General features: G+C 30.3%; 27 protein-coding genes and 2 pseudogenes. 27 read left to right on the forward strand and 2 right to left on the reverse strand.

The window, feature by feature from the left end; genetic code table 11:
• Positions 1-9 precede the first annotated feature (9 nt).
• Positions 10-1,332, reverse strand: a complete 1,323-nt coding sequence (merA, locus tag JG553_RS00415) for a hypothiocyanous acid reductase MerA (RefSeq protein ID WP_000860582.1) — start codon at positions 1,330-1,332, stop codon at positions 10-12.
• Positions 1,319-1,759: a redox-sensitive transcriptional regulator HypR gene (gene hypR, locus JG553_RS00420; protein WP_001047239.1), complete on the reverse strand. Its 441-nt coding sequence runs from the start codon at positions 1,757-1,759 to the stop codon at positions 1,319-1,321. The genes merA and hypR overlap by 14 nt, the downstream gene beginning before the upstream one ends.
• 57 nt (positions 1,760-1,816) lie before the next feature.
• Between hypR and JG553_RS00425 the strand changes: the two genes are divergently transcribed.
• The 27 genes and pseudogenes from JG553_RS00425 (at position 1,817) to JG553_RS00555 (ending at position 23,972) form a co-directional block, all read left to right on the forward strand.
• Positions 1,817-1,918 (forward strand): hypothetical protein, encoded by a 102-nt coding sequence (locus JG553_RS00425; protein WP_001788276.1) that lies wholly within the window; start codon positions 1,817-1,819, stop codon positions 1,916-1,918.
• Between the two features lie 465 nt (positions 1,919-2,383).
• A complete protein-coding gene (locus JG553_RS00430) occupies positions 2,384-3,793 on the forward strand; it encodes a T7SS effector LXG polymorphic toxin (protein WP_000020799.1) in 1,410 nt (469 codons plus the stop codon).
• A gap of 3 nt (positions 3,794-3,796) precedes the next feature.
• Positions 3,797-4,423, forward strand: coding sequence for a DUF443 family protein (locus JG553_RS00435; protein ID WP_000898356.1), 627 nt, complete (start codon positions 3,797-3,799; stop codon positions 4,421-4,423).
• A gap of 125 nt (positions 4,424-4,548) precedes the next feature.
• Positions 4,549-5,190 carry a DUF443 domain-containing protein gene (locus JG553_RS00440; RefSeq protein ID WP_000404342.1) on the forward strand — a complete coding sequence of 214 codons (642 nt, stop codon included), beginning with the start codon at positions 4,549-4,551 and terminating at the stop codon, positions 5,188-5,190.
• Positions 5,191-5,277: 87 nt separating this feature from the next.
• Complete coding sequence (locus JG553_RS00445) at positions 5,278-5,895, forward strand: DUF443 family protein (protein WP_000882165.1); 618 nt, start codon at positions 5,278-5,280, stop codon at positions 5,893-5,895.
• Positions 5,896-5,969: 74 nt separating this feature from the next.
• A complete protein-coding gene (locus JG553_RS00450; protein WP_000882146.1) occupies positions 5,970-6,599 on the forward strand; it encodes a DUF443 domain-containing protein in 630 nt (209 codons plus the stop codon).
• Between the two features lie 56 nt (positions 6,600-6,655).
• Positions 6,656-6,772 carry a hypothetical protein gene (locus JG553_RS00455; RefSeq protein ID WP_001788281.1) on the forward strand — a complete coding sequence of 39 codons (117 nt, stop codon included), beginning with the start codon at positions 6,656-6,658 and terminating at the stop codon, positions 6,770-6,772.
• Positions 6,773-6,794: 22 nt separating this feature from the next.
• Positions 6,795-7,415, forward strand: coding sequence for a DUF443 family protein (locus JG553_RS00460; RefSeq protein ID WP_000882085.1), 621 nt, complete (start codon positions 6,795-6,797; stop codon positions 7,413-7,415).
• Positions 7,416-7,545: 130 nt separating this feature from the next.
• Positions 7,546-8,187 carry a DUF443 domain-containing protein gene (locus JG553_RS00465; RefSeq protein WP_001793603.1) on the forward strand — a complete coding sequence of 214 codons (642 nt, stop codon included), beginning with the start codon at positions 7,546-7,548 and terminating at the stop codon, positions 8,185-8,187.
• A 118-nt stretch (positions 8,188-8,305) separates the two neighbouring features.
• Positions 8,306-8,862: pseudogene (locus JG553_RS00470) on the forward strand (DUF443 family protein).
• 452 nt (positions 8,863-9,314) lie between these two features.
• On the forward strand, positions 9,315-9,944 hold the full coding sequence (locus tag JG553_RS00475; protein ID WP_000923036.1) for a DUF443 domain-containing protein: 630 nt from the start codon (positions 9,315-9,317) through the stop codon (positions 9,942-9,944).
• A 123-nt stretch (positions 9,945-10,067) separates the two neighbouring features.
• Positions 10,068-10,709: a DUF443 family protein gene (locus tag JG553_RS00480; protein WP_000882182.1), complete on the forward strand. Its 642-nt coding sequence runs from the start codon at positions 10,068-10,070 to the stop codon at positions 10,707-10,709.
• Between the two features lie 36 nt (positions 10,710-10,745).
• On the forward strand, positions 10,746-11,381 hold the full coding sequence (locus JG553_RS00485) for a DUF443 domain-containing protein (RefSeq protein ID WP_000882123.1): 636 nt from the start codon (positions 10,746-10,748) through the stop codon (positions 11,379-11,381).
• Between the two features lie 16 nt (positions 11,382-11,397).
• Positions 11,398-11,615, forward strand: a pseudogene (locus JG553_RS00490) (T7SS effector LXG polymorphic toxin); the annotation flags it as partial.
• Positions 11,616-12,242: a DUF443 domain-containing protein gene (locus JG553_RS00495; protein ID WP_000923044.1), complete on the forward strand. Its 627-nt coding sequence runs from the start codon at positions 11,616-11,618 to the stop codon at positions 12,240-12,242.
• 269 nt (positions 12,243-12,511) lie between these two features.
• Positions 12,512-13,450 (forward strand): aldo/keto reductase, encoded by a 939-nt coding sequence (locus JG553_RS00500; protein WP_000808902.1) that lies wholly within the window; start codon positions 12,512-12,514, stop codon positions 13,448-13,450.
• Positions 13,451-13,660: 210 nt separating this feature from the next.
• Complete coding sequence (locus JG553_RS00505) at positions 13,661-14,197, forward strand: flavodoxin family protein (RefSeq protein ID WP_000633782.1); 537 nt, start codon at positions 13,661-13,663, stop codon at positions 14,195-14,197.
• Positions 14,198-14,365: 168 nt separating this feature from the next.
• Positions 14,366-14,842, forward strand: coding sequence for a GNAT family N-acetyltransferase (locus JG553_RS00510; RefSeq protein WP_000477504.1), 477 nt, complete (start codon positions 14,366-14,368; stop codon positions 14,840-14,842).
• Between the two features lie 39 nt (positions 14,843-14,881).
• Entirely contained in the window at positions 14,882-16,177 is a 1,296-nt protein-coding gene (locus tag JG553_RS00515; RefSeq protein WP_000180230.1) for an HD domain-containing protein, read from the forward strand.
• 27 nt (positions 16,178-16,204) lie between these two features.
• Positions 16,205-16,726: a YwhD family protein gene (locus JG553_RS00520; RefSeq protein WP_001788287.1), complete on the forward strand. Its 522-nt coding sequence runs from the start codon at positions 16,205-16,207 to the stop codon at positions 16,724-16,726.
• Positions 16,727-17,224: 498 nt separating this feature from the next.
• Positions 17,225-18,235: an alcohol dehydrogenase AdhP gene (gene adhP, locus JG553_RS00525; protein ID WP_001200748.1), complete on the forward strand. Its 1,011-nt coding sequence runs from the start codon at positions 17,225-17,227 to the stop codon at positions 18,233-18,235.
• Positions 18,236-18,309: 74 nt separating this feature from the next.
• On the forward strand, positions 18,310-18,417 hold the full coding sequence (locus tag JG553_RS00530) for a hypothetical protein (RefSeq protein ID WP_000655099.1): 108 nt from the start codon (positions 18,310-18,312) through the stop codon (positions 18,415-18,417).
• Positions 18,418-18,509: 92 nt separating this feature from the next.
• The gene (locus JG553_RS00535; protein ID WP_000359086.1) at positions 18,510-18,926 is read left to right on the forward strand and encodes a YwiB family protein; all 417 of its coding nucleotides are present in this window, start codon (positions 18,510-18,512) and stop codon (positions 18,924-18,926) included.
• Positions 18,923-20,584, forward strand: coding sequence for an arginine--tRNA ligase (argS, locus tag JG553_RS00540; protein WP_001021145.1), 1,662 nt, complete (start codon positions 18,923-18,925; stop codon positions 20,582-20,584). The genes JG553_RS00535 and argS overlap by 4 nt, the downstream gene beginning before the upstream one ends.
• A gap of 388 nt (positions 20,585-20,972) precedes the next feature.
• The gene (locus JG553_RS00545) at positions 20,973-21,608 is read left to right on the forward strand and encodes an endonuclease III domain-containing protein (protein ID WP_000901764.1); all 636 of its coding nucleotides are present in this window, start codon (positions 20,973-20,975) and stop codon (positions 21,606-21,608) included.
• Positions 21,609-21,986: 378 nt separating this feature from the next.
• Positions 21,987-22,874: an ABC transporter substrate-binding protein gene (locus JG553_RS00550; RefSeq protein ID WP_000749059.1), complete on the forward strand. Its 888-nt coding sequence runs from the start codon at positions 21,987-21,989 to the stop codon at positions 22,872-22,874.
• A gap of 147 nt (positions 22,875-23,021) precedes the next feature.
• Positions 23,022-23,972, forward strand: a complete 951-nt coding sequence (locus JG553_RS00555) for a FecCD family ABC transporter permease (protein ID WP_001790232.1) — start codon at positions 23,022-23,024, stop codon at positions 23,970-23,972.
• Positions 23,973-23,993 lie beyond the last annotated feature (21 nt).

Raw genomic sequence — 23,993 nt, forward strand, 5'->3', positions numbered from 1 at the left:
ATGTTTTGTCTAGAAATTAAATAAATCATTAAATGATTCGGCCATCGTAGGATGCGTATAAATATTATCTCGTAATACGGTATATGGAATGTTTTGATCAATCGCAAGTTTAATTATATTAATTAATTCTTCAGATTGCTTACCATATAATGTAGCACCTAAAATCATATTATTTTCATTATTAATGACTACTTTAAATAAACCTCTTGGATCATTGTTAATTTTATGACGAGGTATAGCACTTACTAAAAGTTGATGTTCAGTGTAATCATAATGTTGAGCGGCAGCTTCTTTACTAGTTAATCCAACACGTGATAATGGTGGATCTATAAATACTGTATAAGGCACGCTGCCTCTATTGTCAGTCGTACGTGACTGATTACCATATAACGCTGATTTGATAATTCGATAATCATCTAAAGATATATACGTAAATTGAAGTCCGCCTTTAACATCACCTGCAGCATAAATATGCGGCACAGTTGTTTGAAGATGAGCATTGACTTTAATTTCGCCTCTGTCGCCTAATTCGATATCAGTATTTTCTAAAGCTAAATCCGTATTCGGTTTGCGCCCGATAGCCAAAAGTACTGCATCAGCCTCAAAGTTACCAACGTTGGTATGGACTGTTGTATGATGATTGTCAGATGACAATTCAGTCGTTTCAACATTTGTATGCAATGCAATGCCTTTATTTTCTAAGTCAGTAATACCATATGCAACGACATCTTGATCTTCGCGTGGCATAAATGATTCGCCACGTTCTAATACTGTTACCTTACTACCTAAATTCGCAAACATTGAAGCAAATTCTAAGGCGATATAACCGCCACCTACAATAACGAGGTGCTTAGGTTGATAGCTAATGTTTAATAAACCTGTCGAATCGAAGACGTGTTTAGCTTGATCAAGGCCTTTAATGTTAGGAATGACAGAGGTAGCACCGGTATTAATAATGATATGAGGTGCAGTAATACTATCGACGATATCGTCATGTTGATCTAATAAATTCACTTCAGTATTAGATTTAAACTGCGCTTTAAAATCCAGTACATCAATGTTGTTATCGTCTGCTAATAAGTGGTAATTTTTATTGTTTAGCGCATTGACAACATCGTTTTTACGGTTATAACTTGCTTCAAAAGATTTGCCTTCTAATCCATCATGTACAAGTGTCTTCGAAGGTATACATCCTATGTTTATACAAGTGCCTCCATACATTTTCGGAGATTGTTCGATAACTGCGACGTGTTGACCTGTTGATGCAGCGTATTTCGCTAAAGTTTTACCAGCTTTCCCAAATCCTATTACAATTAAATCATATGTTTTCATGACATAAATCCTCCTTTTGAATGTCTTCAATGACATCTTTGATTGTTTTTCCATTATAAAAATTAATAATGATATTCTGTTCGTCTTGCTGATAATGTGACATGGTAGTTGCAATATTACGAGCAATTTGACAGTGACTGCCTTCGTCGCCAGTAAATAGACGTGTGTGGTGTTCTTTCTCTAAGACAAAATGTTTATATAATGTTGCTAGAGAGACATCAGCACTTTGATCATTTGCTAAATAACCGCCATCTTTACCTCGTATTGTGTCAATCATTTTTAAATCGACAAGTTGAGTCGTCACGCGTCGTAATTGAACAGGATTTAAACAAGTTAATTCTGCTAATGAACTACTATTGAATTTTTCTGAATGATGCTTAGTTAAAAAAGCTAATACATGCACGGCAATGTTAAATTCTAAATTCAATGTTTCTCACCTCATAATTGTAACTGTATTAGTTACAATTAAAAATCATTTTGCTCAATGTGTCAATACTTATGTTTGAAAAGTGTTGAATTAGGTGTGGTTATTGTGATGATTTATTGTTTGAAAGTTGATGCATTAACGGTGAGATTGCACAATTGAAATTTTAATTATGTATGAACTGATAGATATGAAATGAATATTGAAAATGAGAGCAATAAAATTTTGAATGATGATGTTGTGTGATTGTATAAACTTATTCGTATTTTAGATACGTTTTGATATTTCGCATGATGAGGAAATACTTTTAACAACTGATGACATATTTTAATAGTGAATATATTTTGAGATATTAATATATTTAATGTTAAGGATGTTGTCGCAATAAAATTAAAATATTGAAAGATAATTTTTATTGATTAATTGCGAATATACAAAGACACCATTATATCCATATGCTAAAATAAGAAAAAAGGCGACATGTTATCTCAATTTACCTGCATCTAGACTCCTTTACATAAGAAATAATCATCGCCGAGTTTTAAAATTTTACAACTTTGTAGATGTAAAAAGCATTTGATTTTAAATAGTTTGAAAATCATATATTTTTGAAAAAGGAGCATGCCGATGAGTATTGACATGTATTTAGACAGATCTCGAAACCAAGCTTCAAGTGTGGGGAATTTGAGTCAAACAATGAATTCAAATTATGATGCGTTGGAAAAAGCAATTACTCAATTTATTAATGATGATGCGCTTAAAGGGAAAGCGTATACGTCAGCTAAGCAATTTTTTAGTACGGTGTTAATTCCATTATCAACAAGTATGAAAACATTGAGTGATTTAACGAAGCAAGCTTGCGATAATTTTGTGTCACGTTATACGAGTGAGGTTGATAGCATATCTTTAAAAGAATCAGAGCTTGAAGAAGATATCAGATCATTAAGTCAACAAATTACGCGATATGAAAATTTGAATAACAATTTGAAAAAGCATGCTTCCGATAATCAGCAAGCCATTTCATCGAACCAACAAATAATACGAACATTAGGTCAACAAAAACATGAATTAGAAGAGAAGCTACGCAAATTGCGTGAGTTTAATCAAAAATCACCAGAAATATTTAAAGAAGTTGAAGAATTTCAAAAAATTGTCCAACAAGGACTTACCCAAGCGCAGAATTTTTGGAACTTTTCAACAAATCAATTTAATATTCCTTCAGGTAAAGAACTTGATTGGGCCAAAGCAAGTCATGAAAAATATTTGAAAGTTGCTATGGGGAAAATTGAACATAAAGCAGAGAAAGAAACTTTAAATAAAGCAGACTTTGCTGTTATAAAGGCATATGCCAAAGAACATCCAGAAGACGATATCCCGAAAAGTATATTGAAATATATAAATGACAATAAAGACAGTATTAAAAGAGATATAGGATTAGATATTACGTCAACACTTTTAGAGCAAGACGGTATAAATGCAAGTAAATTCGGTGTATTTATCAATACAGCAGGTGGAGTGAAAGGCCCAGCAGGTCCAAATTCATTTGTGGAAGTCAAACGTACATCAGGTAATGTGTTTATAGAAAATGGTAGTAAATTTGCAAAAGGCGGAAAATACCTAGGTAAAGGTGTTGCTGGTGTAGGATTTGGTATAGGTATGTATGATGACCTTGCAAATGATGATAAAACATTTGGAGAGGCGTTGTCGCATAATGGTATGACGCTTGCAGCTGGATCTGCAGGGACAGCAGTTGGAGCTGGATTAGCGACTTTTGTTTTAGGAAGTAATCCAGTAGGATGGGTGATTTTAGCAGGTTTGGCTATGAGTACAGTATTTGCATTAGGAACAGATTTAATTTATCAAAATAATATTTTTGGATTAAAAGATAAAGTAGACTGGGTAGGGCATAAAATCGATAATAGTATAGATGTTGTTAAAAAAACTACAGAAAAATCCATGGATAGTGTTGGGAATGCTGTTAGTGAAGCTAAAAATATTATTAGCAATCATATAAATCCAATGAAATGGGCGTGGTGAGTTTTGCTTTTTAATATTAAGGTTATTAATAAAAATCCGAGATATAAAGTCGTTCAATATAATGATGAGTATTTGTTAATTGATTTAGTAAGCACTTGGCTTGTATACTTTTTTCCTTTTATTAATTGGTTCATTCCCAAAAGGTATGCAAAACTTAGTGAGAAGGAACTTGAAAATTTAAATGTTGATAAACAAAATAAAAATAATATTTTCTGGCCAGTTACTGGTAGTTCGTTTTTATTTGTAGTTATTTTACGGAAATATGTACATACGTTTGAAGTTCAATTAGATAATAAGATTTTAATATCTTTATGTTTTATAGGATTTATAGGTATTGCAGCATTTTACATTTACTTAAATAAAAAGCTTAAACTAAAGATATATGATGATAATCTAGATAATGAAAATAGGGTTATATTAGTGCCTACTTTTAAAGATGGAAGTTTTATAGTTTTCACATATCTATTATTAGGAGGTTGTTCTATATTATTTTTAATATGGCTAATGACTATAAAACCTCAAAATCTACTGGTATTTATTATGTGGATTATTATTACAATTTTTTTCTTTCTAATAAGCATGGGCTCAATTAGTAATAAAAAGGTTTATGCCAAACTTAAAAAGCAATAGAAATTACTAAACTTAGATTGTAGTTCGTAAGTTAAGTAATAAACAGGAAAATAGTATGTTACTAAAATACAAAACACTTATAAAGTATCTGAAAGTGTATTAGATATAAAACCAACGAGACGGAAGTGGAGATATTGCTTTGCGAGGTTAGAGTTGTAAACAAAAATCCCAGATATAGAATTATTAAATATAAAAACGACTATCTGATGATTGATTTAGTAAGCACCTGGTTAGTTTTGTTCTTTCCGTTTATTAATTGGTTAATACCAAAAAAATATGTCCAAATCAGCAGAGAAGATTTTGATAATTTAAATATTGTCAAACCAGTTAAAAATAAAGCTTTATGGCCAGCTATAGGTAGCATACTTTTATTTGGCACTATGTTTAGAGATAAAATATATATACCTGATTCTCATTTAGAAAAAAATTGCGTTATTATCATTTGTTCGGTTTTATTATTAAGTATTCTAGTGTTTTATATATATTTAAATCAGAAAGTAAAGTTATCTATCTATAATGATCGGAGTAGCAATGGAAAAATTATGATTTTTCCATCATTCAAGAATCTTTGCTTTGTACTATTTTCTTATTTTTTCTGTGGTGGATTATCAATCATGTTCTTAGATGTTTTGATTAGTTTATCTATCCAAAATATTATAGTATTTATTGCTTGGGTTATTATGACAATGCTATTTTTCTTTATAAATATGTCTTCAATAATAGACAAAAAGATTCATGTTATATATTTAAGGTCATATAAATATTAATTTTGATACAAAAGGGCACAAGTGTTTTGAGAAACAGAAACGATAATATAGCTGTGTGAATTTGTTATTAATAGGAAGTGATAATTATTGCTTTGTGAAACCGAAATTATCAATAAAAATCCGAAATACAGAGTTATTAAGTATGATGATGAGTATTTAATGGTCGATGTAATAAGAACTTGGCTTGTATACTTTTTTCCATTTATTAATTGGTTCATTCCAAAAAGGTGCGCCAAAATTAGTAGAGAAGAGTATGAAAAACTGAACACTGTTAAGCCAGTTAAAAATAAAAATTTTTGGCCTGTTGTAGGAGGAACAATCCTACTAGGTGCTACTTCCAGAAAGTACATACACTTACTTAATATTCAATTAGAAAAAAGATCGGTTATATTTATATGCTTCGTTGTATTTCTATGTATTTTAATCTTTTTTGTGCTTCTGAATCGAAAATTAAAATTGAAAGTTTTCGATAATAAAAAAGAAGAACAAAAAATAATTTTAGTACCAACATTAAAAAATGCTGTTCTTATATTATATGGCTATTTGTTGATTGGAGGCATGTCAATATTAGCTTTAAGCATGTTGCTGACATTAGAAAACCAGAATTTAATAACTTTTATAGCTTGGGGTATGGGGTTAATGTTGTTTTTCTTGATGAATATAACACTCATTGTCAATAAAACAGTCAAAGTTATAAAAAGGTGAATAAATAACTAATTATATTGTATTGGCCGTTCTTCAAATAAAAAATAATTTGAATAAGGTGGAAGTGATAAACAGTGCTTTGCGAATCTAGAGTCATTAATCAAAACCCTAAATATAGAATTATTAAATACAATAATGAATATTTCATGGTTGATTTAGTAAGTACTTGGATTGCTTATTTTTTGCCCATGATTAATTGGTTTATTCCCAAAAAGTACGCGAAAATTAGTAGAGAAGAATTTGAAAGTTTAAATATTGTCAAACCCGCTAAAAATAATACTTTCTGGCCTGTTGCAGGATTTGCAGTGTTATTAACAACCTTAACAAGAAAATATATCTATTTGCTTAACATCCATTTAGAAAAAGAAATAGTTATATTAACATGCTGTATGATACTTCTAGGTGTTTTCGCATTGTTTATATATATAAATACAAAATTGAAGTTACATATTTTTGATAAAAATAAAAGTAATAACGAAAAGATCATATTAATACCTACATTTAAAAATATTTGTTTATCCTTATTTGCTTATATATTATTTGGTGGATTGTCAACAATGGCTCTGAGTATGTTAGTAACTTCATCCCCTCAAAATATAATAGAATTTCTTGCTTTAATTGGCATGACTGCATGCTTCTTTCTACTGAATATGTCATCGGTTCTAGATAAAAAAATTCATGTTATTTTAAAAACAAATAAGTAGTAAAATTGATTAACTTAGGTAGTATCGGATACTTAAATGTTGGTTCATAAAAAGCAATGATTTTAAATCGAGGAGCTATCTTAGAACAGGGAAATAAAACAGCCAAAGTTATAAAAAGTGAATTAATAACTAATTATATTATGTTAGCCACGCTTCAAATAAAAAATAATTAGAATAAGGTGGGATTGATAATCAATGCTATGCGAATCTAAAATCATCAATAAAAACCCCAAATATAGAATTATTAAATATAATGATGAGTACTTAATGATCGATATAATAAGCACTTGGATTAGTTTGTTTTTTCCTTTTATTAATTGGTTCATCCCCAAAAGATACGTCAAAATTAGTAGAGAAGAGTTTGAAAATTTAAATATTGTGAAACCTGCTAAAAAGAATGTTTTTTGGCCAGTTGCAGGTATCTCTACTTTATTCGCAGTTACATTAAGAAAGTATACACATTTACTTGACACTCAACTTGATAGAAAATTAGTTATTGCTATATGTTGTATCACATTTATAGGGATTTTAACATTTTATGTACGCCTAATTAAAAAATCATCTTTAAATATTTATAATACTAAAAATAAAAGGTCAAAAATTATCTTAATACCAACACTAAAAAATTTTTGTTTAACATTGTTTAGATATGCTTTTTTTATTTTATGGACAGTGATTTTCTCATATGCTCTATTATCAATGAGTTATCAAAACATAATAGTATATTTTGCTTGGATTACAGCAATAATGGGTTTTTTTCTAGTGAATATAGCTTTAATTATAGATAAAAACATTCATGTCATACTTAAAAATTAAGTGAAAGTACTAAATTCAGATTAAAAATATGAAAATATCAGTTAATAAAACCTTTGATGACAGTAACTTGATAGTATTTGAATGTCTTTTGAAGTATCGAAAAATGTATTACACATAAAATTAAAGGGATGTGGAGACATTGCTTTGCGAATCTAAAGTTATTAATAAAAACCCTAAATATCGAATAATCAAATACGATAGTGAATATTTAATGATTGATTTGGCAAGTAATTGGATTGTCTTCTTCTTTCCATTTATTAACTGGCTCATACCGAAAACATATGTCAAAATCACTAAGAATGATTATGAAAAATTAAATATTGTCAAACCAGTTAAAAATAAATCGATAGGATGGACCATATTCGCGGGTATTGTGTTACTTGGTGGTACTGTAAGAAGAAATACTTATTTATTTGATTTTCAATTAGAAGAACTAATTGTTTGGAGCAGCTGTTTCATTGGGTTTTTAGAGATTATATTTTTTTATTGTTATCTAAATAAGAAATTAACATTAAATATTTATAATGAAAGTAAAAATAATGAACTTAAATTAAGATTATTACCCTCCTTTAAAAATATTTGTTTCACAATTTTTTATTACCTATTTACTGGTTTCATGTCTTATGGGGCATTTTACTTGTTGGTATTTGAAAATGTGCAAAATTTAATCTTATATGTTTCTTGGCTTTTCATGACTATGCTATTTATGTTTATGAATATGCATTCAATTATAGATAAAAAAGTACATATATTCTTAAAGTCTAATAAATAGTTACAAATTTAGTTAGTTTTCAATTGTTAATTAGGGGTGGTAAACAGTGCTTTGTGAATCTAGACAAATTTATAAAAATCCTAAATATCGAGTTATTAGATATAATAATGAATATTTCATGGTCGATTTAGTAAGTACTTGGATTACTTATTTTTTCCCTATGATTAATTGGTTTTTGCCCAAAAAATACGCAAAAATTAGCGAAAATGAATTTGAAAGGTTAAATATAGTCGAGCCTGTTAAAAATAATGTTTTTTGGCCGGTTGCAGGAAGTTCAGTTCTATTTGGAATTATATTGAGAAAGTACGGTAACTTCTTTAATGTTCAGTTTGAAAAACAACTAGCAATCACTGTATTTTTTATCATGTTAATAGGGATGTTAATTTTTTATTTTTATCTAAATAAAAAATTAACATTAAAAATTTTTAATACCAACGTGGTTAATAAGAATAGAGTTGTATTAATACCGACTTTCAAACAAGGATTGTTAATAGTTTTTGCGTACTTTTTTTAGGAAGCGCTTCAATATTTACTTTAACCATTCTTTTGACGACAGAGTCACAAAATATAATAATATTTTTAACTTGGGTTATTATCACGATGTTTTTCTTTTTAGTGAATATGGCTTCGATAGGTAATAAAAATGTTCATGTTATTTTAAGAATAAACGAGTAGTAAAAATGATCGAAATTGGTAGTATCGCATATTTAAACGGTGGTTCAAAAAAATATAATCATATCTTAAATCAGGAAAATAGATAGTAATGTTTGAATATACCAAGTGAAAATGCCCATTGTGATTGATAAAGGAAAAAACTGTTTTAATTTAAAAATGAAATATAGAGCGTGTTATTTTGTATGATAGCTCTTATAACATTGGCGTTTTTAATCCAATAGTATGGACGGTTTTAGCTGGTTTTGTTGCGGAATCTGTTTAGACAATTCTTAAAAATTGGACTTTTCATACTAATAAATTTGGATTAAGAGATAAAACTAATTGGATAAGACATTAAATAGACGCTGTTTAAAAATACCACAGAAAAAGCTGTAGATAGTGTTGGAACGATAGTTGGTGAAGGTACAAAAAGTATTGGGGATCATTTAAAACTAATGAAACGGGAGTGGTAAATGTTGCTTTGCGATGTCAGAGTCATTTATAAAAATCCGAAATACAAAGTCATTCAACATAACGGTGAATACTTATTAGTCGATTTAGTAAGCACTTGGTTCGTGTACTTTTTTCCTTTCATTAATTGGTTCATTCCAAAAAAGTACGCGATAATTAGCGAAGAAGAATTTGAAAATTTAAATGTTGTTAAACCAAATAAAAATAATGTTTTCTGGTCAGTTATAGGAAGTTCGGTTTTGTTTGGAGTTACTTTAAGGAAATACATACATGTTTTTGATGTTCAATTAGATAAGCTAGTTGTAATGATATTGTGTGCTCTCGCTTTAATTTGTGTTATAGTTTTTTATTTTAACTTAAATAGAAAGCTTAAGTTAAAAGTGTTTGATACAAATATTGAAAAAAATAAGAGAGTTATATTAATACCAACGTTTAAACTTGGCTGTTTTTTAGTTTTCGGATATATTTTCGCTGGAAGTTTTTCAATATTTTCATTAATTGCCCTTATGACAATCGAACCTCAAAATATAATAATATTTATTTATTGGATTATGATGACAATGCTTTTCTTTTTGTTAAATATGACTTCGATAGGTAATGAAAAAGTTCGCGTTATAATGAAAAATAATTGATTACATTTAAAATATTCTAAATGTTGTCGACACAATCCTTTTAAGACGCTAGTAGAATTTAAATGACTTCTAATGTATATGAAAGTGTATCAATATAAAACCAATTGAAAAGAAGTGGAGACATTGCTTTGTGAAACTGAAAATATTAATAAGAATCCCAAATATAGAATTATCAAATACAAAGATGAATATTTGATGATTGATTTAGTAAGTACATGGTTAGCACTCTTTTTCCCAATGATTAATTGGCTGATTCCAAAAAAGTACGTCAAAATCAGCGAAAAAGATTTTGAAACTTTAAACATTGTGAAGACAGCTAAAATCAATTCTTTTTGGCCAGTGGCAGGAAGTACGGTCTTATTTGGTGTTATGTTAAGAAGGTATTCCCATTTATTTATCGTTAAATATGAATATAGTATAGTAATTTTAATTTGTTGCATCATAATACTAGGTATTTTTCTGTTTTTTTTATATTTAAATCAAAAGTTAAAGTTACAAATCTATAATGAAAACAAAAATAAAAGCAATAAGATAATCATATTTCCCACTTTAAAGAGTCTTTGTTTATCAATAGTTTTATATATTTATTTAGGTGGTGGTTCATTCTTTACTATTTATATGTTATTGACGATTGAAGTTCAAAATATAATATTATTTATAACTTTGTTTGTAATATTTTTGTTTTTCTTATTTTTAAATATGTGCTCACTATATGACAATAAAGTTCATGTATTATTTAAATCAAATGGAATTGAAAAGTTTTAATAGGAATAATAAACAAAGGAATGGTAGTGATAAATATTGCTATGTGAATCTAAAGTTATCAACAAAAATCCTAAGTATAGAGTTATTAAATATGGTGATGAATATTTAATGATTGATTTAGTAAGTACCTGGTTAACTTTATTTCTTCCTATGATTAATTGGTTAATTCCAAAAAAATATGTCAAAATCAGTAAAAAAGAATTTGACGATTTAAACATTGTCAAACCTGTTAAAAATAAAGCTTTTTGGCCAGTTGCAGGTAGTACTATTTTGTTCGGAGTTACGTTTAGAAAATATATTCCTTCACTTAATATTCAATTAGAGAAAAACATGGTGATTGTAATATGTTGTGCAATATTTCTGGGTGTTTTAATACTTTTTTTATTTCTGAATCGTAAGCTAAGGTTGGAAATTTATAATAATAACTCTAGTAAAGGGAAAATAATTTTATTTCCTTCATTAAAAAACTTTTGTTTCACAATATTTTATTATTTTTTATTTGGCGGTCTTTCAATAATGGCTCTAAGTATGTTATTAACTTTAAATCCTCAAAATATAATAGGCTTTATTGGTTGGTTGGTAATGACTGCAGGTTTCTTTCTGTTAAACATGTCATCGATTATTGACAAAAAAATTTATGTATTATCTAAAACTAACACGGTGGAAAAATGATGGTTTAGCTGGATTTACTGCAGGTTCTATTTCGGCAATACTTGTATATTGGACCAATCAAAAAAATGAATTTGGAATAAAAGATAAAAACGATTGGATAGGACATAAACTAGACGTTGGTATAGATGCTGTAGAAAAATCTGCAGAAAAAACAGTAGATGGTGTTGAAAATGTCATGGTGAAGCTTCAAAAAGTATTTCTAATCATATAAGCCCTAAGAAATGGAGCTGGTAAATGTTGCTATGCGAATCTAAAATCATCAATAAAAACCCAAAATATAGAATTATTAAATATAATGATGAATACTTAATGGTCGATATAATAAGCACTTGGATTAGTTTATTTTTTCCTTTTATTAATTGGTTCATCCCAAAAGAATACGTCAAAATTAGTAGAGAAGAGTTTGAAAACTTAAATATTGTTAAACCTGCTAAAAAGAATGTTTTTTGGCCAGTTGCAGGTAGCTCTGCTTTGCTGGGAGTTGCATTAAGAAAATATACACATTTACTTGACATTCAACTTGATAAAAAATTAGTTATTGCCATATGTTGCATCACATTTATAGGGATTTTAATATTTTATGTACGCCTAATTAAAAAATCATCTTTAAATATTTATAATACTAAAAATAAAAGGTCAAAAATTTTTTTAATACCTACACTAAAAAATGTTTGTTTCACATTATTTGGATATATTTTATTTGGCGGATTGACTATGCTATTCCTAGATGCACTATTATCAATGAGTTATCAAAACATAATAGTATATTTTGTTTGGATTGCAGTTATAATGGGTTTTTTTCTAGTTAATATAGCTTTAATTATAGATAAAAACATTCATGTCATACTTAAAAACCAATAGAAATTACCAAATTAAATTTGCAATGGCTTTAATATTGTCGTTCTTAAATGTTTTTCAATTTCTGATTCAAAAGTACATGTAATTTAAAGGTCAACGAGCAATCGCGCTATATGCATATCAATTTAAGCAATACTTATTTTAACTGAGTTTTATATAACGTTTTCCTATTACACCGCTTAAATTCAAGCTCTAATTCTAACATTTGGAAGTTGTATTAAATCATGATAGTGTGATAGTGGAAAAGTTATAAAGATAAGGAGCTGGGTCTAATGAAGCAATTTGTAAACTTAGGTAAATCTGATGTTGAAGTGTTTCCAATCGCACTTGGGACGAACGCAGTAGGTGGGCATAATTTATATCCGAACTTAGATGAAGAACAAGGAAAAGATGTTGTTCGTCAAGCCATTAATCATGGTATTAATTTATTAGATACGGCATATATTTATGGGCCAGAACGATCAGAAGAATTGGTTGGAGAAGTTGTTAAAGAATATCCGCGAGAGCAAATTAAAATTGCTACGAAAGGGTCTCATGAATTTGATGAAAATCAAGAAGTACATCAGAACAATCAACCGGAATATTTAAAACAACAAGTTGAGAATAGTTTGAAACGTCTACAAACTGATTATATCGATTTATATTATATTCATTTTCCGGATAACAACACTCCGAAAGATCAAGCAGTTGCAGCATTACAAGAGCTTAAGGAACAAGGGAAGATTAAAGCAATTGGTGTATCAAATTTCACATTAGATCAACTTAAAGAAGCAAATAAAGATGGTTACGTTGATGTTGTACAGTTAGAATATAATTTATTGCATCGCGAAAATGAGGCAGTATTACAATATTGTGTTGATCACCAAATCACATTTATTCCATATTTCCCATTAGCATCCGGTATTTTAGCTGGAAAATATGATGAGAACACTAAATTTAGTGACCATCGTACTACACGTCGTGATTTTAAACCAGGTGTATTTGAAGAAAATGTGCGTCGCGTAAAAGCTTTGGAAAGCATAGCTGCAGCACATCAAACTTCAATTGCGAACATTGTATTAGCATTTTATTTAACGAGACCAGCTATCGATGTGATTATTCCTGGTGCAAAACGTGCAGAACAAGTCGTTGAAAATATTAAAGCTGCAGATATCGTTTTATCAGATGATGAGATTCAATATATCGATGAACTGTTTCCGATTGAAGACTAAATGAATTGTATTTAATGGTGATATATGTATCTAATTTCATCATGAATTAGCCCCGTATCACAAACGACGTTATATAAGGCATGACGAAATTTCGTCAAATTTATATAAAAGTTGTAAGCGTTTTACTATTCGGTAGGCAAAGCTTATGATAGTATAATTAGGTAACGAAAAACACAGATATTTATTAATCAAAAGTGAGGTTAGGCTAAAATGATTACTGTTTTGTTTGGTGGGAGTAGACCAAACGGTAATACTGCACAATTAACAAAATTCGCTTTGCAAGATTTAGAGTATCAATGGATTGACGTGACACAACATCAGTTTAAACCGATACGTGACGTGAGACATACAGCAGAGACTATTACTTCATATGACGATGACTATTTGCCGATTCTAGATAAAATATTGGCTAGTGATACAATTATTTTTGCATCACCAGTGTATTGGTATAGCATTTCAGCACCATTGAAAGCATTTATCGAACATTGGTCAGAAACATTACAAGATAAACGATATCCTAATTTTAAGGCACAAATGGCCGAAAAGGATTTTAGAGTTATTTTAGTTGGTGGAGATTGTCCAAAAATAAAAGCGAAGCCAGCAATTACGCAAATGAAATATAGTTTAGACTTTTTAGGTGCCACTTTAAATGGTTATATTATTGGAACTGCTGAAAAGCCTGGTGACATCATGAAAGACAACTATGCCTTAGCACGTGCAACTGAGTGGAATAGTATATTGCAATAAGACATACCTCATACTAAACGAAGTGATTTTTTGCTTCGTTATTTTTTATTTTTAATTTTAACGGAAAATATAAATATATAAATTGAATAGACAATCATTGTTTATTAAGTATTGAGCAAGTTGTGGTATAATGCCGTTATTAAAACTTGTTAATAAGGGGAGAAAGTCATGTTCAAGGTAAGACAAGCAACTGAAAAAGATGTTGTTCAAATTAGAGATGTCGCAACTAAAGCTTGGTTTAATACATACTTAAATATATACGCTGCGACAACAGTTAATCACTTGTTAGAAGCTTCATATAATGAACATCATTTAAAGAAAAGACTTCAAGAACAATTATTCTTAGTCGTTGAAGAAGGTAATGACATCGTTGGCTTTGCTAACTTTATTTACGGTGAAGAATTATATTTATCAGCTCATTATGTTAAACCAGAATCGCAACATACAGGTTATGGTACAGCATTGTTAAATGAAGGATTATCACGTTTTGAAGATAAATTTGAAGGTGTTTACTTAGAAGTAGATAATAAAAATGAAGAAGCAGTAGCTTACTATAAAGAGCAAGGTTTTACAATCTTACGCTCTTATGAGCCAGAAATGTATGGCGAAAAGTTAGACTTAGCACTTATGTACAAAGCATTTTAAGTAAATTAAATATTATATTAAACGAAAAGGAGGGGAATAATGACTAACGCATATGTAGATTTAAAATTAGTAGAAGAAAAAGTTTTTAAAGACCCGATACATCGATATATTCATGTTGAAGATCAATTGATATGGGATTTAATTAAAACTAAGGAATTCCAAAGGTTACGTCGAATTAGACAACTAGGAACACTGTACCTATCTTTTCACACAGCAGAACATAGTCGCTTTGGACATTCTTTAGGTGTGTATGAAATAGTTAGACGATTAATTGATGAGTCATTTATTGGTCATGATGCATGGGACAATAAAGATAGACCGTTGGCATTATGTGCTGCATTATTACATGATTTAGGACATGGTCCATTTTCACATAGTTTTGAAAAAATATTTAATACAGACCATGAAGCATACACACAAGCGATTATTACTGGAGATACTGAGGTGAATGCTGTATTACGTAAAGTGGCGCCTGAGTTTCCAAGAGAAGTTGCGGAAGTAATTAATAAAACGCATCATAATAAATTGGTCATTTCGATGATTTCGTCACAAATCGATGCGGATAGAATGGATTATTTACAACGTGATGCGTATTTCACAGGTGTATCATATGGTGCTTTTGATATGGAGCGTATTTTAAGATTAATGCGACCTTCTAAAGATGAAGTACTAATCAAAGAAAGTGGTATGCATGCAGTTGAAAACTTTATTATGAGTCGTTATCAAATGTATTGGCAAATTTACTTCCACCCAGTTAGTCGTGGTGGAGAAGTGCTGCTTAATAATTGTTTGAAACGCGCAAAACAGCTTTATAATGAAGGCTATGAATTTAAGTTGCATCCACATGATTTTATTCCATTTTTTGAAGAGACAGTTACGATTGAACAATATGTTGAACTCGATGAAGCGGTAGTTACGTATTATTTGGAAAAATGGACAAAAGAAGATGATGCTATTTTAAGTGATTTAGCAAGTCGATTTATTAATCGAGACTTATTTAAATATATTCCATTTGATGGCTCAATTATTACAATATCAGAACTGCAAGAACTGTTTGAAGCAGGTGGTATTAATCCAGATTATTATTTTGTGAGTGAAGCATTTTCTGATTTGCCATATGACTATGATCGACCGGGGTCAAATCGCAAACCGATTCATTTATTAAGACAAGATGGTACGATTAGAGAAATAAGCAATCAATCATTAGTCATTCATAGTATTACAGGCATTAATCGCCAAGACTATAAATTATATTATCCTAGAGAAATGGTTGCAAAGATTAAAGATAAGACAATTAGAGAAGCTATTGAAAATTTGATTAATGAGCTTAATTAAACAGGGCTAAAATTGTTATCGTTAAATATGGAGGTTATATCATTGTCTGAGAAAAAAGGCTTTAATTTTAATATCATAAAAAATGACCCTCTAGATGGTCATAAAGGTACAAATATTGGTTCAATTAGCTTAGACAATATTGCACCAGTTTTTATCGATGTTGCTAACAAAGAAGCATTTATTGATATTGGAGGCATGCATGCTCGTGCCAAAGTTGAAAAAGGTGTGAAATGGATTACTGATAAAGCTGCTGTTGAAGGCGATGAAGCTAAAGAATATTGGTTGTGTTGGGTAACAACAGAACGTAATGAACAAGGACCATATTACGCTGGTTTAACAGCGTGCTATTTATTAGTGAATAAAGCAATTCGTCGTGGTTATAAAAGTATGCCTGAACATGTTAATATGATGGATAAATCAATGAAACATCATATTATCATAGATCAAATTGGTGACGAGAATAAAGCTATTTTAAAAGACTTTTTAATGAACCATGATGAAGGTATGTGGAAGCATTCTTCTGATGCTTTACATCAAGCATTTAATTAAATATTAGAAACTAAAATTTCCCAATTAATCTATAAAGATATGATTCATTTCTCAATGACGACGTAAATCGTGAGGTGAAAATAATGTCTTAGATTGATTGGGAGTTTTTTTAATTTTTTTGAAATTAAATTAATCTGTAGTTAATAAAAAATTTGAATAACTGACACATTTTTTTGATCATAGCTATATACTTTGTGAATTAATTCACATTATAATAAGAGTGAAGATAAGAGTATTATAAATTATCTTTAAATAAATATATGTGAAGTAAAAATTACACGTTAGCATATCGATTATGTCATTTCTTTTAACATATTAACTAGGGAAACGTTAAAAGTTAACGGTTGATATCTAACTAAAAACAAGGTCACAGTAGTATGTTTTAATCTGGCGTCTATTACAAATAAAAATTACATCTATAATTATTCGTTTTCTTTTTTGAAAGTAATAGCCAATTAATATCATACATACTGGAGTGACTATAAGGAGGACATTATTATGAGAGCAGCAGTTGTAACGAAAGATCACAAAGTAAGTATTGAGGACAAAAAGTTAAGAGCTTTAAAACCTGGTGAAGCGTTGGTACAAACGGAATATTGTGGCGTTTGTCATACCGATTTACATGTTAAGAATGCTGATTTTGGTGATGTTACAGGCGTTACTTTAGGTCATGAAGGTATTGGTAAAGTCATCGAAGTTGCGGAAGATGTAGAATCATTAAAAATTGGAGACCGTGTGTCTATCGCTTGGATGTTCGAAAGCTGTGGAAGATGTGAATATTGTACAACAGGTCGTGAAACACTTTGCCGTAGTGTGAAAAATGCTGGTTATACAGTAGATGGTGCAATGGCTGAACAAGTTATTGTTACTGCAGACTATGCTGTGAAAGTACCTGAAAAATTAGATCCAGCAGCAGCGTCTTCTATTACATGCGCAGGTGTGACAACTTATAAAGCTGTAAAAGTAAGTAATGTAAAACCTGGACAATGGTTAGGTGTTTTTGGTATAGGTGGTTTAGGTAACCTAGCTTTACAATATGCTAAAAACGTTATGGGGGCTAAAATTGTTGCCTTCGACATCAATGATGATAAATTAGCATTCGCGAAAGAATTAGGTGCTGATGCTATTATTAATTCTAAAGATGTTGATCCAGTTGCAGAAGTTATGAAATTAACTGATAACAAAGGATTAGATGCAACAGTGGTAACTTCAGTTGCTAAGACGCCATTTAACCAAGCGGTTGATGTTGTAAAAGCTGGTGCAAGAGTTGTTGCCGTTGGTTTACCTGTTGATAAAATGAACTTAGATATCCCAAGATTAGTGCTTGATGGTATTGAAGTAGTAGGTTCACTTGTTGGTACAAGACAAGACTTACGTGAAGCGTTTGAATTTGCTGCTGAAAATAAAGTAACACCTAAAGTTCAATTAAGAAAATTAGAAGAAATCAATGATATTTTTGAAGAAATGGAAAATGGTACTATAACTGGTAGAATGGTTATTAAATTTTAAAAATATCAACTGACTATATAGATAAAGAAGGTAGTGCTCTGAACACTATCATTATAATCAAACACGAGGTTTTCATGAAAGATAGTGAAAATCTCGTGTTTTTTGGTTTTGAGGTGTTGTTTGTATTTTATAAAATGGCTTACATATATGAAGCGTTGATTAAGTATGGAATTGTTAATTAATTGAACCTATTTAGCTTTAAGAAGGCATAACAAGATGACCTTATTTTATGCTATAATATTTCTATTATGCGAAGATTAAGGTGAGTAGTAAATTGGATAAAAAAGTAAGTATTCAAACAAAGCAAGTGTTGAAACAGCACAACGAAAAAGAAAAATTTGAATTTACTACTGAAGGAACTTGGCAACAAAGGCAATCTAACTTTATTCGGTATGTAGAACAAATTGAGGATGCAACAGTTAATGTTACAATAAAAGTGGATGATGATAGCGTTAAGTTGATTCGTAAAGGCGACATTAATATGAATTTGCATTTTGTTGAAGGACAAACGACAACAACTTTTTACGATATATCGGCTGGACGAATTCCACTAGAAGTTAAAACATTACGCATTTTACATTTCGTAAGTGGAGACGGTGGCAAGCTAAAGATTCATTATGAATTATATCAAGATAATGAAAAAATGGGTTCTTATCAATATGAAATTAACTATAAGGAGATAGGCGAATGAATATTATTGATCAAGTGAAACAAACATTAGTAGAAGAAATTGCAGCAAGTATTAACAAAGCAGGATTAGCAGATGAGATTCCTGATATTAAAATTGAAGTTCCTAAAGATACAAAAAATGGAGATTATGCTACTAATATTGCGATGGTACTGACTAAGATTGCAAAGCGTAATCCTCGTGAAATTGCTCAAGCGATTGTTGATAACTTAGATACTGAAAAAGCACATGTAAAACAAATTGACATTGCTGGTCCAGGATTCATTAATTTTTACTTAGATAATCAGTATTTAACAGCAATTATTCCTGAAGCAATTGAAAAAGGTGATCAATTTGGACATGTAAATGAATCAAAAGGTCAAAATGTATTGCTTGAGTATGTTTCAGCTAACCCTACAGGAGATTTACATATTGGTCATGCTAGAAATGCAGCAGTTGGTGATGCTTTAGCTAATATTTTAACTGCAGCTGGCTATAATGTAACACGTGAATATTATATTAATGATGCTGGTAATCAAATTACTAACTTAGCGCGTTCGATTGAAACACGTTTCTTTGAAGCTTTAGGTGACAATAGTTATTCAATGCCAGAAGATGGCTATAATGGAAAAGATATTATTGAAATAGGTAAAGATTTAGCAGAGAAACACCCTGAAATTAAAGATTATTCTGAAGAAGCACGTTTGAAAGAATTTAGAAAATTAGGCGTAGAATACGAAATGGCTAAATTGAAAAATGATTTAGCAGAGTTCAATACGCATTTTGATAATTGGTTTAGTGAAACATCTTTATATGAAAAAGGAGAAATTCTTGAAGTTTTAGCAAAAATGAAAGAATTAGGTTATACGTATGAAGCTGATGGCGCTACATGGTTACGTACAACTGATTTTAAAGACGACAAAGACAGAGTATTAATTAAAAATGACGGTACATATACGTATTTCTTACCAGATATTGCGTACCACTTCGATAAAGTAAAACGTGGTAATGACATTTTAATCGATTTATTTGGTGCTGATCATCATGGTTATATTAATCGTTTGAAAGCATCTCTTGAAACGTTTGGTGTAGATAGTAATCGTTTAGAAATTCAAATCATGCAAATGGTTCGTTTAATGGAAAATGGTAAAGAAGTGAAGATGAGTAAACGTACTGGTAATGCGATTACATTAAGAGAAATTATGGACGAAGTTGGCGTTGACGCTGCACGTTATTTCTTAACTATGCGTAGTCCTGATAGTCACTTTGATTTTGATATGGAATTAGCGAAAGAGCAATCTCAAGACAATCCAGTTTACTATGCTCAATATGCACATGCGCGTATTTGTTCAATTTTAAAACAAGCGAAAGAGCAAGGTATTGAAGTGACTGCTGCGAATGATTTTACAACGATTACTAATGAAAAAGCGATTGAATTGTTGAAAAAAGTAGCTGATTTCGAACCTACAATTGAAAGTGCTGCTGAGCATAGATCGGCACATAGAATTACTAATTATATTCAAGATTTAGCTTCTCATTTCCATAAATTCTATAATGCTGAAAAAGTGTTAACAGATGATATTGAAAAAACAAAAGCACATGTTGCTATGATTGAAGCGGTCAGAATTACATTGAAAAATGCATTGGCAATGGTCGGTGTAAGCGCACCTGAATCAATGTAAGAACATTTATATACACTCCAACGTAGAGTTTCTCGAAAGATACTTTGTGTTGGAGTGTTTTTTTTAGGTATGTGACATATTGGGGAATGCTTAGTATGTGAATAAGGTTAAGAGGAACACAGTTGGATGCTCTGCACAACTGCATAAGAGAGCCTGAGACATAAATCAATGTTCTATGCTCTACAAAGTTATAATGGCAGTAGTTGACTGAACGAAAATTCGCTTGTAACAAGCTTTTTTCAATTCTAGTCAACCTTGCCGGCGGGGCCCCAACAAAGAGAAATTGGATTCCCAATTTCTACAGACAATGCAAGTTGGGGTGGGACGACGAAATAAATTTTACGATAATATCATTTCTGTCCCACTCCCTCTAAAATGGAGGGTGTAAATGTTAGGAACTGATGAATTATATAAAGTTTTATATGAACATCTCGGACCACAATTTTGGTGGCCTGCTGATAATGACATTGAAATGATGTTAGGTGCAATTTTAGTTCAAAATACTAGATGGCGAAATGCAGAAATTGCATTGAATCAGATTAAAGAACATACGCATTTTAATCCAAATCATATATTAGAACTACCTATTGAAACGTTACAATCATTGATACATTCAAGTGGCTTTTATAAAAGTAAATCACTGACGATTAAAACATTATTAACATGGTTAGCACGACATCATTTCAATTATCAAGAGATTAATGAGCGATATAAAGGTGGATTAAGAAAAGAATTATTATCTTTGAAAGGTATTGGAAGTGAAACAGCAGATGTCTTACTTGTTTATATATTCGGACGTATTGAATTTATTCCAGATAGCTATACAAGAAAAATATATGATAAATTAGGATATGAAAACACTAAAAATTATGATCAATTAAAAAAAGTAGTCACATTACCAAATCATTTTACAAATCAAGATGCTAATGAATTTCATGCTCTGTTAGATGTATTTGGTAAACATTACTTTAGAGACAAAGATATAAAGAATTATGATTTTTTAGAACCTTACTTTAAAAAGTAAACGCTGTGAAGTTAGATAGATGAGTTTATATGAAATATAAAAAATAATTTACTATTTTCTTTTAGTATGTGGACTTATATAATAAATAGAAGCATATAAAGAAAAAAACAGTTGTTTGTTTGTGCAGCAACTGCATAAGAGCCCCTAATCGCTAAAGCTCAAGGGGAGTAAAGGAATACAGTTGTTTGTGCAGCAACTGCATAAAAGCCTCTAATCACTAAAGGTGAAGAGGAACGCAGTTGGATGCTAAGGCACAACTGCATAAAAGCCTCTAATCGCTAAAGATGAAGAGGAACGCAGTTGGATGCTACCGCACAACTGCATAAATCCCTCTAATCGCTAAAGCGAAAAGTGGGATTAAAAAGGAGATGTGATAGTGTGAAGAAATCGTTAATTGCTTTTATTTTGATTTTTATGCTTGTCCTGAGTGGCTGTGGTATGAAAGATAATGATAAACAAGGTAGCAATGATAATGGCTCGTCTAAATCGCCGTACCATAGAATTGTTTCGTTAATGCCTAGTAATACTGAAATTTTATATGAATTAGGATTAGGTAAATACATAGTTGGTGTTTCAACGGTTGATGATTATCCAAAAGATGTGAAAAAGGGTAAGAAACAATTTGATGCTTTGAATCTAAATAAAGAGGAACTTTTAAAGGCAAAGCCAGATCTAATTCTTGCGCATGAGTCGCAAAAGGCAACTGCTAATAAAGTATTGTCATCATTAGAGAAACAAGGCATCAAAGTAGTGTATGTTAAAGATGCACAATCAATTGATGAAACTTACAACACATTTAAGCAAATTGGGAAATTAACGCATCATGATAAGCAGGCTGAACAACTTGTTGAGGAAACTAAAGATAATATCGATAAAGTCATAGATTCAATTCCTGCTCATCATAAAAAATCAAAAGTATTTATTGAGGTTTCATCAAAGCCTGAAATATATACAGCAGGGAAGCATACATTTTTTAATGATATGTTAGAAAAATTAGAAGCCCAAAATGTGTATAGTGACATTAATGGTTGGAACCCTGTAACGAAGGAAAGTATTATTAAAAAGAACCCAGATATATTAATTTCGACGGAAGCTAAGACAAGATCAGATTATATGGATATCATCAAAAAAAGAGGTGGATTCAATAAAATTAATGCTGTCAAGAATACACGTATTGAAGTTGTAAATGGTGATGAAGTATCAAGACCAGGTCCACGTATTGATGAAGGATTAAAAGAATTAAGAGATGCAATTTATAGAAAATAAACCATTCTAATTATGCCCCTTATTGCTACATGTAAAAAATACATGTTTGAGATAAGGGGTTTTTAAAATATATTTAGTGAATGATAGCAACGCGAGTATGTGATTGCTATAATGAATGTAATTATCGATGAAAGAAAAGAGAATGCTATGACATTTAATAAAGTATTATTGAGCTGGATAGTCATATTGATTATAACAACTAGCATATATCTATTTTGGCAGTTGGGCGATATCAATGATGTATTTAACCAGTCTATTTTAATCAATGTTAGATTACCGAGATTATTAGAAGCATTGTTGACAGGTATGATATTAACTGTTGCAGGCCTTATATTTCAAACAGTTTTAAATAATGCATTGGCAGATAGCTTTACATTAGGATTGGCAAGCGGCGCTACATTTGGTTCAGGATTAGCATTATTTTTAGGTTTAACAACGTTATGGATTCCTGTATTTTCAATAACATTTAGTTTGATAACATTAATAACTGTATTAGTCATTACGTCGGTATTGAGCCAAGGCTATCCAGTTAGAATCTTAATATTAAGTGGTTTAATGATTGGTGCGTTATTCAATTCACTTCTATATTTTTTGATTTTATTAAAACCTCGCAAATTAAATACAATTGCCAATTATCTGTTTGGTGGTTTTGGTGATGCAGAATACTCAAATGTATCTATAATAGCAATCACATTTATCATTGCATTGTTTGGTATATTTATCATTCTTAATCAACTAAAGTTATTGCAATTAGGAGAACTAAAAAGTCAGTCACTAGGCTTAAATGTTCAATTGATTACATATATCGCGTTATGTATAGCTTCTATGATAACGGCGATAAATGTCGCATATGTTGGCATCATTGGATTCATTGGTATGGTGATACCGCAACTCATTAGAAAATGGCAGTGGAAACAATCATTAGGAAGACAATTGGCTTTAAATATTGTAACTGGAGGACAAATAATGGTTATGGCAGATTTTATTGGTAGCCATATATTGTCACCAGTACAAATACCGGCAAGTATTATCATTGCATTAATTGGTATACCAGTGTTATTTTACATGCTAATATCTCAGTCGAAACGGTTACACTAGCACACGACATTTGCTAAAATA

It is taken from the genome of Staphylococcus sp. T93 (assembly GCF_016743875.1).
Taxonomy (GTDB): Bacteria; Bacillota; Bacilli; order Staphylococcales; family Staphylococcaceae; genus Staphylococcus; species Staphylococcus aureus.